Origin of the sequence: Curtobacterium sp. MCLR17_031 (assembly GCF_003234775.2) — a bacterium.
In the GTDB taxonomy this organism is placed as follows: Bacteria; Actinomycetota; Actinomycetes; order Actinomycetales; family Microbacteriaceae; genus Curtobacterium; species Curtobacterium flaccumfaciens.
Genome location: NZ_CP126270.1, coordinates 2,902,634 through 2,915,587 on the forward strand (window position 1 = coordinate 2,902,634; position 12,954 = coordinate 2,915,587).

9 protein-coding genes are annotated in these 12,954 nt (G+C 71.8%); 4 read left to right on the forward strand and 5 right to left on the reverse strand.

All coding sequences use genetic code 11. The annotated features are described in order from the left end of the window. Positions 1–233: 233 nt before the first annotated feature. The 5 genes from DEI96_RS13755 to DEI96_RS13775 form a co-directional block, all read right to left on the reverse strand. Positions 234–1,508 carry an FAD-binding protein gene (locus DEI96_RS13755; RefSeq protein WP_111022064.1) on the reverse strand — a complete coding sequence of 425 codons (1,275 nt, stop codon included), beginning with the start codon at positions 1,506–1,508 and terminating at the stop codon, positions 234–236. 17 nt (positions 1,509–1,525) lie between these two features. After that, on the reverse strand, positions 1,526–3,067 hold the full coding sequence (gene araA, locus DEI96_RS13760; protein ID WP_111022063.1) for an L-arabinose isomerase: 1,542 nt from the start codon (positions 3,065–3,067) through the stop codon (positions 1,526–1,528). After that, on the reverse strand, positions 3,064–3,774 hold the full coding sequence (locus DEI96_RS13765; RefSeq protein WP_111022062.1) for an L-ribulose-5-phosphate 4-epimerase: 711 nt from the start codon (positions 3,772–3,774) through the stop codon (positions 3,064–3,066). The genes araA and DEI96_RS13765 overlap by 4 nt, the downstream gene beginning before the upstream one ends. Further along, positions 3,771–5,474, reverse strand: coding sequence for a xylulokinase (locus DEI96_RS13770; protein ID WP_111022061.1), 1,704 nt, complete (start codon positions 5,472–5,474; stop codon positions 3,771–3,773). The genes DEI96_RS13765 and DEI96_RS13770 overlap by 4 nt, the downstream gene beginning before the upstream one ends. A gap of 823 nt (positions 5,475–6,297) precedes the next feature. Beyond that, on the reverse strand, positions 6,298–7,296 hold the full coding sequence (locus tag DEI96_RS13775; protein ID WP_111023493.1) for a LacI family DNA-binding transcriptional regulator: 999 nt from the start codon (positions 7,294–7,296) through the stop codon (positions 6,298–6,300). A gap of 164 nt (positions 7,297–7,460) precedes the next feature. Between DEI96_RS13775 and DEI96_RS13780 the strand changes: the two genes are divergently transcribed. The 4 genes from DEI96_RS13780 to DEI96_RS13795 all read left to right on the forward strand — a co-directional run bounded on the left by DEI96_RS13780 (position 7,461) and on the right by DEI96_RS13795 (position 12,802). Then, positions 7,461–9,476 (forward strand): glycoside hydrolase family 127 protein, encoded by a 2,016-nt coding sequence (locus DEI96_RS13780; RefSeq protein ID WP_111023496.1) that lies wholly within the window; start codon positions 7,461–7,463, stop codon positions 9,474–9,476. Next, positions 9,473–10,789, forward strand: coding sequence for an ABC transporter substrate-binding protein (locus DEI96_RS13785; protein ID WP_258372832.1), 1,317 nt, complete (start codon positions 9,473–9,475; stop codon positions 10,787–10,789). The genes DEI96_RS13780 and DEI96_RS13785 overlap by 4 nt, the downstream gene beginning before the upstream one ends. A gap of 86 nt (positions 10,790–10,875) precedes the next feature. Beyond that, entirely contained in the window at positions 10,876–11,844 is a 969-nt protein-coding gene (locus DEI96_RS13790) for a carbohydrate ABC transporter permease (protein ID WP_111023502.1), read from the forward strand. Positions 11,845–11,848: 4 nt separating this feature from the next. Beyond that, the gene (locus tag DEI96_RS13795; protein WP_111023505.1) at positions 11,849–12,802 is read left to right on the forward strand and encodes a carbohydrate ABC transporter permease; all 954 of its coding nucleotides are present in this window, start codon (positions 11,849–11,851) and stop codon (positions 12,800–12,802) included. Positions 12,803–12,954 lie beyond the last annotated feature (152 nt).

The following is a 12,954-nucleotide window of genomic DNA, read 5'->3' on the forward strand; positions in this document are numbered from 1 at the left end:
CCCGCTCGGCGACGCATCCCTCGGCCGAAGCTCCTCGTGTCAGCCGGCGACGACACCAGGAGGTCATCGATGTCGAACGACACCGATGATCGGTCCAGGCGTCGGGTGCCCTGGCTGGGGATCGCGAGCTTGCTCGTGACCGTGGTCAGGCTCCTGATCGACCTGTCCCGCAAGGACTGAGGACCCGGGTGTCCCGCACCACAGCCGGTGGTGCGGGACACCTGTCCATCGCGTCAGGACAGGATGCGCGCGAGGAACGCGTTCCGGAACCGCCCCGTGGGGTCGAGGTCACGGGCGAGTGCGGCGAAGTCGGACAGCCGCGGGTACGCCTCGTGCAGCCGCTCGGCACTGGCCGCGGAGACCTTGCCCCAGTGCGGTCGCGGGTCGAAGGGCTCGAGCACGTCCTCGATCCGGGCCACCGCCGCGGCCACGGCGGCGGCGTCCCGGCGGAACGTGAAGTGCAGGCCGACCGACTGTCGTCCGGACGACGGCGCGAGCCACGCGGTGTCGGCCGCGATGGTGCGGACCTCGGCGGCGATGAGGATCGGGGCGAACAGCGACGCCAGCGGTCGGAGCGCCTCGAGCGCCGCCACCGCCGAGGCAGCGGGGATCAGGTACTCCGCCTGGATCTCGGCCCCGGTCGACGGGGTGAACGAGGACCGGAAGTGCGGCAGCCGCTCGGACCACGGCCCCGGCACGCCGCCCTGCTCGGTGACCCCGGCGGGGTCGTTCTCACCCGGGTGCACCGGACCCGAGGCCGCACGGGCGCCGAGGGCCACGAGGTCGACGGTCGGTGCGGCCTCGTCGACGCGGTGCTTGACCCAGACCTGCCGGGCACCGCGGTCGTCGAACGAGGTGAACATCGACACCGAGTACGCGTCGGACATCACCTGGTCGAACTGCGCTGCGACGGCGTCCCACGGCAGGTCGAGGCGCACCGTCGTGGCGACCTGGAACGTCGGCTCGATCGCGAGCTCCACCGCGGTGACGACACCGAGCGCGCCGATCCCGACCCGGTGGGCGTCGAGCAGCCCGTCCGGCGACGGGGCATCGACGTGGGCGATCTCACCGGAGGCGCGGACGACGTCGAGGCCGACCACCGCCTGCGCGAGCGACGGGTTCCGCACACCGGAGCCGTGCGTCCCCGTGGCGACGGCCCCGGCCGTGGAGATGTGCGGCAGGGACGCGAGGTTCCCGAGTGCCCAGCCACGGGCCTCCAGACCGGCCGCGACCTGGCTGTGCGTCATGCCGGCCGCGACCCGCACGACGCGACGCGACGTGTCGATGTCGAGCACGGGCGGCAGGTCCGACAGCGACACCTGGACGGCGTCGGTGTCGGCGATGGTGTTGAACGAGTGTCGCGAGCCGAGCGCCGTCAGGCGCGGCGTGGAGGCGACGAGCTGCTGGAGCTCGTCCACCGACGTCGGCCGGGCCAGCGTCGAGGCGCGGTAGGTGACGTTGCCCGCCCAGTTGGTGCGGGAGCGCTCGGCCGCGATCACGTCGTCCATCGTGGGTCCTGACTCCTCTAGAAGCCGCGGTCGAGACGGTGCCACGACTGCTGGAGACGCAGCTCGTCGCGGAACCCGCGTGCGGTGGTGTGCTCGTCGATGACCAGGAACTCGGTGCCGACCATGGTCGCGAAGTCCTCGACGACCTGCAGGCCGACCGCCGTCGTCATGACGGTGTGGTGGGCGGCGCCGGCGGTGAGCCAGGCCTCGGCGGCGACGGGGAACGACGGCCGGGGCTCCCAGACCGCGCGGCCCACGGGCAGCTTCGGCAGGGCCTCGGTCGGGGGCACGACGTCGACGACGTTCGCGGTGAGGCGGAAGCCGTCGCGGGTGTCGGACAGCGCGACGACGACGGCCTCGCCGGAGTCGGCGGTGAAGACCAGGCGGACCGGGTCGTCCTTGCCGCCGATGCCGAGCGGGTGGATCTCGAGCGTCGGCTTCGTGGTGGTGAGCGTCGGCGAGACCTCGAGCATGTGCGCCCCGAGGATCTTCTCGGCACCCGGGGTGAGGTCGTAGGTGTAGTCCTCCATCAGGGAGGCACCACCGGGCAGGCCGGCGCCGGCGACGTTCATCGCGCGGACCAGGACCGCCGTCTTCCAGTCACCCTCGGCACCGAAGCCGTAGCCGTCGGCCATCAGGCGCTGCACGGCCAGGCCCGGCAGCTGCTTGAGCGAGCCGAGGTCCTCGAAGTTCGTGGTGAACGCGGCGCTGCCGTTCTGCGCGAGCAGGGTGCGGAGGCCGATCTCGATGGCGGCACCGTCGCGGAGCGCGGCGTGCCGTTCGCCGCCGGCGCTGCGCAGGGACGGGTCCACGTCGTAGTCGCGCTCGTAGGTCGCCACGAGCGCGTCGACCGCTGCCGTGTCCGCTGCTGCGGCGTCCACCGCTGCCGCGAGCTCGTTGACGGCCCACGTGTTGACCTGCACGCCGAGCTCGATCTCGGCCTCGGTCTTGTCGCCTTCGGTGACGGCGACGTAGCGCATGTTGTCGCCGAAGCGGGTGAGCTTCAGCTCACGGACGGCCGCGGCGCCGGCGGCGGCACGGGTCCAGTTCGCGACGCGCTGCTGGACGCGGGGGTCCGAGACGTGGCCGACGGCCGTCGCGTGCCGGACGCCCAGGCGAGCGAGGGCGTAGCCGAACTCACGGTCGCCGTGCGCGGCCTGGTTGAGGTTCATGAAGTCGAAGTCGATGTCCGCCCAGGGCAGCGTGACGTTCGCCTGCGTGTGCAGGTGCAGCAGCGGCTTGGTCAGCGCCTGCAGGCCGCCGATCCACATCTTGGCCGGGCTGAACGTGTGCATCCACGTGGTGACGCCGATGACCTTGTCGTCGGCGCTCGCCTCGATGAGCGCCCGGCGGATGCCGTCGGCGTCCTTGAGCACGGGCTTCCAGACCAGCTTCACCGGCAGGTGGCCGGCGAGCTCCGCGTGGACGGCCTTGCTCTGCTCCTCGACCTGGCGCAGGGTCTCCTCGCCGTACAGCCCCTGGGAGCCGGTGAGGAACCAGACCTCGTAGCTGTCGAGCGTGGCCTGGGGGTCGACGTGCGTCGCGGTGTCCTGCGTCATCGCATGGCTCCTTCGGGGTTCTGTCCGTAGACGTTCTGGTAGCGATCGAAGAGTCGATCGATGTCTGCTTCGGGGATCGGGACGACCTCGCCGCCCTGCTTCGCGATGTGGACGGTCCGTGCCACGTCCTCGCACATCACGGCCGCCTTGACGGCGTCCTTCGCGTCCTTGCCGATCGTGAAGACGCCGTGGTTCTGCATCAGGACCGCACGGCTGCGGTGGCCGCTCAGGGTGTCGACGATCCCGTGGCCGATCGAGTCGTCGCCGATGATCGCGAACGGGCCGACCGGGATGGGGCCGCCGAACTCGTCCGCCATCGCCGTGATCACGCACGGGATCGCCTCGGCGCGGGCGGCCCAGGCGGTCGCGTACGTCGAGTGGGTGTGCACGACACCGCCGACCTCGGGCATGTTCCGGTACACGTAGGCGTGCGCGGCGGTGTCGCTGGAGGGGCCGTGCTCGTTGCCCCAGCCCTCGGCCGGCACGCCGTCGAGGGTGCAGACGACCTGGTTCTCGGGCGTCAGGTCGTCGCTCGACACCCCGCTCGGCTTGATGACGAACAGGTCCGTGCCGGGCACGCGCTCGGAGACGTTGCCGCCGGTCCAGATCACGAGGCCGTAGCGGACGAGTTCGCCGTGCAGGCGCGCGACGCGCTCCCGCGTCGTCGCCACCGCATGGCGTGTGGTCTCGTCGATCGCGTCCGTCATCGGGTCACTTCCTCTGTCTGGAGGCGCGGGTCGGCGCCGTCGGTCTCTTCGGTCGGTCCTGTGGTCGCGCTGGGCCGGGTCGCCGCCGCGGCGACGTCCTGCACGGGCAGTGCGGCCCGGTAGCGGTCCAGGTACGTCTGGAACCCGGCGACATCTGCCGGCTCGGGTTCGGCCACGTGCACGGCGTCCCCGCCGAACACGGTGTCGGACAGGTAGTCGGCGAGCTGCTGGTCGGTGTGTTCGAGGTAGGCGGCCAGCACCGCGATCCCCCACGCGCCGCCTTCGCCCGCGGTCTCCTCGAGCGCGATCGGCACGCGCAACGCCGCCGCGAGGAGCCGCTGCGGGCTGCCGGGCGTGCGGAAGAGCCCGCCGTGCGCGGTCATCCGGTCCACCTGCACCTGTTCGCCGTGCAGCACGTCCATGCCGATGGCCAGGGTCGCGAACGCGCCGTGCACCTCGGAGCGCACCAGGTTGCCGAGCGTGAAGCGAGCGCCGGGGGTGCGGAGCAGCAGGGGCCGGCCGTCCTCGACGTGGGTGACGGGTTCGCCGGCCAGGTAGTTGAAGGAGAGGAGCCCGCCGGCATCCGGGTCGGTGTCGTCGGCGACTGCCTCGGCGAGCAGGGTGGCGTAGACGTCGTCGATGCCGATCGGCGTCGCGCCGGTCCGGTCGCTCGAGGCCTCGGCGAAGCGTCCGAACACCCGGGCCCAGCTCGCGATCTCGCTCGCGCCGTTGTTGCAGTGCACCATCGCCACGGCGTCGCCGGCCGGGGTGGTGACGACGTCGAGTTCCTCGTGCGCGGTGGTCAGCGGCTGCTCGAGCACGACCATCGCGAAGATGCTCGTGCCGACGCTGACGTTGCCGGTGCGCGGTGCGACGGCGTTCGTCGCGACCATGCCGGTGCCGGCGTCGCCCTCGGGCGGGCAGAGCGGTGCGCCGGGTTCGAGCGTGCTGGTCGGGTCGAGCCAGGCCGCACCCTCGGGGGTCAGCTCACCGGCTTCGGCACCGGCGACGAGGACCTCGGGCAGCAGGGACCGCAGGTCCGGCACGCCGATCAGGTCCTGCGCGGTGGCGAGCATGGCGTGGTCGAAGTCCTTCGCGCCCGGGTCGCCGGGGCCGCTGTCGACGGGGCCGCCCTCGATCGGGAACATGCCGCTCGCGTCGCCGACGCCAAGGACGTTCCGGCCGGTCAGGCGACGGTGCACGTAGCCGGCCAGGGTCGTGACGCCGGCGATCTCGGCCACGTGCGGCTCGTCGTCGAGGACCGCCTGGTACAGGTGCGCGATCGACCACCGCAGGGGGATGTTGAACCCGAGGGCCTCGCTGAGGCGTTCGGCCGCGGGGCCGGTCGAGGTGTTGCGCCAGGTGCGGAACGGCACGAGCAGCTCGCCCGCGGCGTCGAACGCCAGGTAGCCGTGCATCATCGCGCTCACGCCGACCGCCCGGTAGGTCGTCGGGGTCACGCCGTACTGCGCCTCGACGTCGGCCACGAGGGCGGCGTACGCGGCTTGGAGTCCGGTCTCGACGGCCTCGAGCGAGTAGGTCCAGCGGCCGTCGACGTACTCGTTCTCCCACTCGTGGGAACCGGCCGCGATGGGCACGAGGTCCTCGTCCACCAGGCAGGCCTTGATGCGGGTGGAACCGAGTTCGATCCCGAGTGTGGTGCGCCCGTCCACGATCCGCTGTCGGCGGTCGTCACCCATGTGTTCCTCCAGAACCTCGTCGTCCTCAGTGAGCGCTCACATCCTGGCACGTGAGCGCTCACTCGTGCAACGCCGCGGCGCGCCGCCGGTCCGCCCGTCCCGCCAGCGGTCGAGACACCCCGCTCAGTTCCCCCGAACGGTCACGAACCGTCGTCCGGCGCGCCCGTAGCCGACGGCTCCTGACCACTCGACGCCCCACGCGCGACGGGTCGTGACCGCGCGACGAACGACGGCGACGACGACGTGCGACCACCGCAGTCCCACCCCCGCGCAAGTCCTGACCACCGGCCGCTCCGCACCCGCGCAAGTCCCGACCCCTCGCCACCCCGCACCCGCGCACGTCCCGACCACCGGCCACCCCGCACCCGCGCACGTCCCGACCACCGGCCACCCCGCACCCGCGCACGTCCCGACCACCCGCCACCCCACACCCGCGCACGTCCCGACCGCCCGCCGCCCCCCACCCGCGAACGCCGATCCTCCGCACCACGACACCCCCGAACCGCTACACCCCGAACGGCGGCGCTCGGGACGGTCACGACACCCCGCTGCCTCCCCACCGCGCGGTCACGAACTGTCGACTGGAGCTGCGCCGAGCGACGAGTCGTGACCGCTCGACCACGGCGGACGGGGTGTTGTGACCGCTCGACCACGAGCACCAGCACCAGCACCGCCGAGGTCGCACGACACGCCGCAACCGGTCCGCCGAGGTCGCACGAACTGCCGCCCGACGGCACGACGCGCGGCAGTTCGCGCGACCTCGCAAGCCCCGAACCCCGAGCCCCGAGCCCCGAGCCCCGAGCCCCGACCGCCGAACCGCGCCCTACGCGCCGACGGTGCTCTCGCGGATGACGAGCGACGGGGTCACGGCCGCGGACGACGCCGTCCCGCCGTCGATCAGGGCGAGGAGCGCCTGCCCCGCGACGCGTCCGAGCTCCTCGAGCCGCAGGTCCACGGTGGTCAGCGGCGGCCTGGAGGCGAGCGCCATCACGTCCCAGTCGTCGAACCCCGTGACCGCGACGTCTCCGGGCACCGAACGCCCGAGTTCCCGCAGCCGGTCACACACGCCCCGGGCGATCTGGTCGCTGCCGCAGACGATCGCGTCGACGTCGGGCGACTCCCGAGCCAACACGTCCACGGCCTGCCGCCCCCAGCGCTCCGACCACTCGCCGTACAGCGGGTCGGTGACCAGGTGCGACCCGAGGACCGACGAGGCACCGGCCACCCGTCGTGCCGCGGACCGGTGCCGTGCCGGCCCCGTCACGATCGCGACCCGCTGCCGCCCGAGCGAGCGCACGTGCGAAGCGACGAGTGCCGACCCGGCGGCGTCGTCGAGGGTGACCGACACGTCGGCGTCGTCGGTCGAGGGTGTGAAGGCGTAGACGACCGGGATCGACACGTCGATCGGGGCTCGGGCGTCGGCGGAACGACCCGTCACGATGATGCCGTCGACGCCGCGGGCCGCCAGGGAGCGCAGGTAGTGGGCCTCGCGGACGTGGTCGTCGCGGGTGTCGCACAGCAGCACGGCCATCCGCCCGGCGGACAGGGCGTCCTCGGCACCGAGCAGCACCGGGATCGAGAACCGTCCGAACGAGTCGGTGGTGATCATGCCGACGGTGTAGGTCCGCCCCGACGACAGCGCACGGGCCCGGGCATCGCCGACGAACCCGAGCTTCTCGGCGGCTTCCTTCACCCGCAGCCGGGTGGCGTCCCGCAGCTGCCCGGTGCCGTTCAGCGCCTTCGATGCGGTGCCGATCGACACCCCGGCGAGCGCCGCCACGTCGGTGATCCGGATCGGCTGTCCGGTGCGTTCGAGCGTCACGGCAACCACCTTTCCGACGACCAGGACGTGCCGATGACCTTACACAAAACCGCCGGAATGCTCTTGCGCGGCGTGCGCCCGGTGTCGTAGCGTCCACCGCAGAAACCGTTTTCCGGATGGCCAGCTCCATCCGCACGGTGCCAGTCACATCGCAAGGAGGCGACATGACCACCACGCTCGCGACCGATCGCGGCGCGCACACCGCGACCCCGGTCCTCCCGACCACCGACGCACGCCTGACGCTCCGGCCGCTGCCGACCGGCGACGCCCGGATCACCGGCGGCTTCTGGGGGCTCCGCCAGGAGCGCAACGGCCGCGACGCCGTCCGCAGCGGCTACCAGCAGCTCGAGACGGCCGGCAACTTCCGCAACCTCCGCATCGCCGCGGGACTCGAGGAGGGCGAGGCCGTCGGCCCGATCTTCATGGACTCCGACGTGACGAAGTGGCTCGAGGCCGTGGCCTGGGAGTACGGCCGCGCCCCCGCCGAGGACCTGCTCGACCTGCAGCGCGAGGTCACGGCGCTGTACGCCCGGGCACAGGCCGACGACGGGTACCTGGACTCCGTGCAGCAGGTCCGCGGCAAGGGTGAGCGGTACACGGACCTCAAGTGGAGCCACGAGATGTACTGCGCCGGGCACCTGTACCAGGCGGCCGTGGCCCAGCACCGTGCGACGGGCGACACCGGGCTGCTCGACGTCGCGATCAAGAACGCCGACCACCTGGTCCGCACGTTCGGCGACGGCACCGCACCGGACGGCACGCCGAAGACGCGCGACGTCGACGGCCACCCCGTCGTCGAGATGGGCCTGGTCGAGCTGTACCGCGAGACCGGCAACCGTGACTACCTCGACCTGGCGCACTGGTTCGTCGACGCCCGCGGGCACGGCATCATCGAGCGCGCCGGCGGCGAGCCGACGTACTTCTCCGACCGGGTGCCGAGCCGGCAGGCCACGACCGTCGAGGGCCACGCCGTGCGCGCCGTGTACCTGGCGGCGGGCGCCGTGGACGTCGCGATCGAGACCGGGGACACCGAGCTCCTCGCCGCGAGCGAGACGCAGTTCGCGGACATGATGGCGACGAAGGCCTTCATCACCGGCGGACTCGGGGCGCGCTGGGACTGGGAGGCGTTCGGCGACCCGTACGAGCTGCCGACCGACCGCGGCTACGCCGAGACCTGCGCGGCCATCGGCGGGGTGCAGTGGGCCTGGCGGCTGCTGCTCGCCACCGGCAAGCCCGTGTACGCCGACGCGATCGAGCGTCTGCTGTACAACGCGTTCCTCGCCGGGGTGAGCCTGGCCGGCACCGAGTACTTCTACGTGAACCCGCTGCAGCAGCGCGACCACGCCCACCAGGACGAGAACCGCTCCCCCGCCCACGGGCGCCGCGGCTGGTTCGACTGCGCCTGCTGCCCGCCGAACATCATGCGCACCTTCGCGAGCCTCGACGGCTACCTGGCGACCGCGACCGACGGCGGGCTGCAGGTCCACCAGTACGCCACCGCCGACCTCGGTCCGGTGCGGGTCGAGACCGACTACCCGCACGAGGGCCGCGTCCGCGTCACGGTCACCGAGGACGGCCCGCTCGCCCTGGGCCTGCGGATCCCGGCCTGGTCGGACACCACGACCGTCACGGGTCCGGACGGGTCCGCGAACCCTGCGGCGGGCACGCTGCACGTCGTCGACCGCGAGTGGTCGGCGGGCGACACGGTCGAGCTCGTCTTCGACACGACGCCGCACCGCTACGTCGCGGACGCCCGCATCGACGCCGCCCGCGGGCAGGTCGCGATCGAGCGCGGCCCGCTCGTGTACGCGGTCGAGCAGGCGGACCAGCAGGGCTTCACGGTCGACGACCTGACGGTCGACGCGGACGCGCCGATCACCGAGGAGCGCCGCGACGACCTGCTCGACGGCGTCGTCACGCTGCGGATCCCGGGGCACGCCCCGGCCGAGCACGTGCAGCCGGCCTGGCCGTACCAGCGGCTGGACGCGACCCGGTCTGGAGGCGCGGATCACGCCGGAGACGCGACCGACGTCGACGACGTGGCCGGTCCGCAGGGCGTCACCACGGGCCTCCAGGCTGGTCACGACGGCCGCGACGTCACCGCGACCGCCGTCCCGTACTACGCGTGGGCCAACCGGGGAGCCGCGCCGATGCGCGTCTGGCTCCCGCTGGCGCGGTGACCGGCGTGGACCGCCGAGCGTTCCTCGTCGGCGGCGTCGCCGGCGGGGCCGCCCTCGCCCTGGCCGGGTGCTCCGGCACCCTGCCGAAGGTCGTCGCGAAGCCCGCGAGCTTCGGGAAGAACGCGACCGGCACCGTGCAGGTGTGGTGCCGGTCGGCGACCCAGGCCGGCCTGACGTCGGCCGTCGCCGGGTTCAACAAGGCGAACCCGGCGCTGCAGGTCCAGCTGACGCCCGTGCCGGACGCGCAGTACGTGACCAAGCTCGCGACCGCGATCCGCGGGGGTGAGCCACCGGACGTCGTGGACATCGACGACATCAACTCGCAGCTGTTCATCTTCCGCGAGGCGTTCGCCGACCTGACCGACGTCGTCAAGAGCCTGGACTACTTCGACGCGATCTCACCCGGGCACCTGCGCCTGCTCGAGTACCGCGACCGGTACTACGGCCTGCCCTACCTGGCCGACAACTCGCAGCTGTTCGTGAACACCGAGCTGTTCGAGCGTGCGGGCCTCGACGTCGAGGAGTCGACGAAGGACCTGTCCACGCTGCTCGACGCGGCGAAGGCCATCCGGAAGCTCGACGAAGACGTGTACGGCTGGTCGATCTCCGGCAACGCCGCGGGCATCATCGGCTTCGTCACGCAGCCGCACGTCTGGGCGACCGGGGTCGACATGATGACCGGCGAGGTGGGGTCCCAGCGGGCGAACATCACCGGCAACGAGGCCCTCGAACGCATGCTCGAGTTCTACCGGCAGCTGTGGAAGGACGGCGTGCTGTCGAAGGCGACGTACTCCGACGCCGGCACCACGTGGGGTGCCGACTTCCGGGCCGGCAGGGTGGGGATCTTCCCGACCTCGTACGGGGCGACCGTGCCCGCGGCCACCAAGGCGATGCGGGCGAAGATGCAGACGGTGCTCATCCCGTCGTGGGACGGCCAGCGGTCGTTCTTCGACGGCGGCGACAACATGTGCATCCCGAACGGGGCGGCGAACCCGTCCGGTGGGTGGGCGTTCATGCAGTACGCGAACGGCCTCCAGCAGCAGCAGGCGCTGCCGGACGGCGGGTACTTCCCGACGCGGTCCGACGCCGCCACCCCGGAGTACCGCAAGCGGTTCCCACTGGCGTACGGGCCGCTCGACGCCATCGAGAAGGGCTACGCACCGCAGACGCTGGCGTACAACCTGCTCAACAACCAGCCGTCGTCGCCGTACTTCGCGATGTTCCGCGAGGCCGTGTTCGGGTCGGGGAGCGCTGCCGCCATGCGGACGGCGCAGTCCGACTACCAGCGGATCCTCGACCAGGTCCAGGCCTGAGCCGGCCTGCCTGTCTTCTCGCTCGTCTCGCTCGTCTCGCTCGTCTCGCTCGTCTCGCTCTTGTTGATGCACAGAGAGGTGCACGCATGTCGACCATCTCCACCCGGCGCCCCGCCGGCCGGACCGGCCCGGGCCGTCCCACCGTGGGCCGCGGCCCGGGGCGCGGCGGCGCCGTCCGGACCCGCAACTCGCTCACCCACCCGCCGCGCACCGGCGCCGTCCTCGTCGCCCCGGCGATCCTGTTCGTCGCCGTCTTCGTGCTCGTCCCGCTCGTGTTCGCGCTCTACATCTCGTTCACGAACTGGCCCCTGATCGGCCCGTACCGGTTCATCGGGCTGCAGAACTACCTGACGCTGTTCCAGGACCCGACGTTCGTGCACGCGATCGGCTACACGCTGCTGTACACGGCCATCGTGACCCTGCCGATCCTGGCGCTCGGGTACTTCCTCGCCGTGCTCGTCCGCGCACGCCGCCGGGGCAGCACGATCCTGCGGACGGTGTTCTTCCTGCCGTACGTGGTCGGGCTGACGACGCTCTCGTTCATGCTCGTGCTCGAGGCGCAGCCGAACTCCGGGGCCGTCAACATGGTGCTCCGCTGGCTCGGGATCACCGACGGCAGCACCGCGTGGCTCGTGAACGGTCCGCTGGCGACGCTGCTCATCTGCGTGCTCGTGGTCTGGGCGGTCTCGGGGCTGACCATGGTGCTGCTCATGTCGGCGATGCAGGGCGTCCCCGACGAGGTCTACGAGTCGGCGCAGCTCGAGGGGGCGTCCTGGTGGCAGACCGAACGCCTCATCACGTTCCCGATGATCCGCTCCACCGTCGCACTGAGCGTCATCATCTCGGTGATCGGGTCGCTGCTGGCGTTCAACCAGTTCTACATCCTGACCCAGGGCGGGCCGGGCACCGAGACCACCACGATCGTGAACGCGATCTACAACCGCGGGTTCGTGAACCTGCAGCTCGGGGCAGCGACCGCCCAGTCGATCGCCCTCGTCGTGGTGATCGCCGCCGTGACGGTGTTCCAGTTCTGGGCACTGCGAGAGAAGGACTGACGCCATGAGCACCACGACCTCCCGTGCGGCCCTCTCGGCGCCGGACCTGTCCACCAGGACCCTGACCACCACGGGCGACGGGCGACGTCGGCGCCACCAGCAGGGCAGCGTCCAGCACCCCCGCGACACCACCGTGAAGCGCACCCTGTACGCGATCGCCGGCATCGGTTCGGCGCTCGTGTTCGGCGTCCCGCTCTTCTGGTCGATCCTGCGGGCGTTCCAGTCCGAGGCCGTCATCACGCAGGCCCCCGACCCGGCGACGTTCTTCCAGCTCGGGTGGCAGAACTTCGCCGCCGTGTTCGCCTCGTCGTCGCACCTGCTCACCGGCGTCGTGAACTCGCTCATCGTGTCGATCGCCACGGCGGTGCTGACCGCGGTGATCGCGACGATGGCCGGCTACGGCTTCGCCCGCTTCCGGTTCCGGGGCGCCGGGCTCGTGTTCGGCCTGGTGCTGCTGACGATGATGGTGCCGTTCCAGGCCATCCTCACGCCGCTGTACCTCGAGATGAACGCCATGGGGCTGACGAACTCGCTGCTCGGACTCGTGCTGTTCTACACGACCGTGAACCTGCCGTTCGGGGTGTTCGTGATGCGGAACGCGTTCGAGTCGATCCCCACCGAGCTCGAGGACTCGGCGTTCGTCGACGGGGCCTCGCGCTTCCGGGTCGTCGTGTCGGTGCTCCGCCCGCTGCTCCTGCCCGGGGCGGCGACCGCCGCGCTCTACGCGTTCCTGGCGTCGTGGACGGAGTTCCTCGGAGCCCTGACGTTCCTGACGAAGGACTCGCTGTACACGCTGCCGGTCGCGCTGCTCAACCTGCAGACCGGGGCGTACGGGCAGGTGTCGTACGGCAACCTCGTCGCCGGGTCGGTGGTGGCGATGATCCCGTGCATCGCGCTGTACGTCGGGTTGCAACGGTTCTACGTCGCCGGGCTGTCGTCCGGGGCGTTGAAGGGCTGACGGTCGGGTCAGCTCGCCGGCGGCGCCCCTCGCACCGTGCGAGGGGTGCCGCCGGTGTGGTGCGAGGTTGCGTACTCCGTGCGGGGCGCAGGGGCTCGCACCGAGTACGGAACCTCGCACCACGCCGAGCGCGCGGTGCCAGACCTCGCACG

What these genes read in the sequence shown, in the direction of transcription:
- DEI96_RS13755 (WP_111022064.1), bottom strand. Translation starts at nt 1,508, where the DNA reads ATGGACGACGTGATCGCGGCCGAGCGCTCCCGCACCAACTGGGCGGGC.
- araA (WP_111022063.1), bottom strand. Translation starts at nt 3,067, where the DNA reads ATGACGCAGGACACCGCGACGCACGTCGACCCCCAGGCCACGCTCGAC.
- DEI96_RS13765 (WP_111022062.1), bottom strand. Translation starts at nt 3,774, where the DNA reads ATGACGGACGCGATCGACGAGACCACACGCCATGCGGTGGCGACGACG.
- DEI96_RS13770 (WP_111022061.1), bottom strand. Translation starts at nt 5,474, where the DNA reads ATGGGTGACGACCGCCGACAGCGGATCGTGGACGGGCGCACCACACTC.
- DEI96_RS13780 (WP_111023496.1), top strand. Translation starts at nt 7,461, where the DNA reads ATGACCACCACGCTCGCGACCGATCGCGGCGCGCACACCGCGACCCCG.
- DEI96_RS13790 (WP_111023502.1), top strand. Translation starts at nt 10,876, where the DNA reads ATGTCGACCATCTCCACCCGGCGCCCCGCCGGCCGGACCGGCCCGGGC.
- DEI96_RS13795 (WP_111023505.1), top strand. Translation starts at nt 11,849, where the DNA reads ATGAGCACCACGACCTCCCGTGCGGCCCTCTCGGCGCCGGACCTGTCC.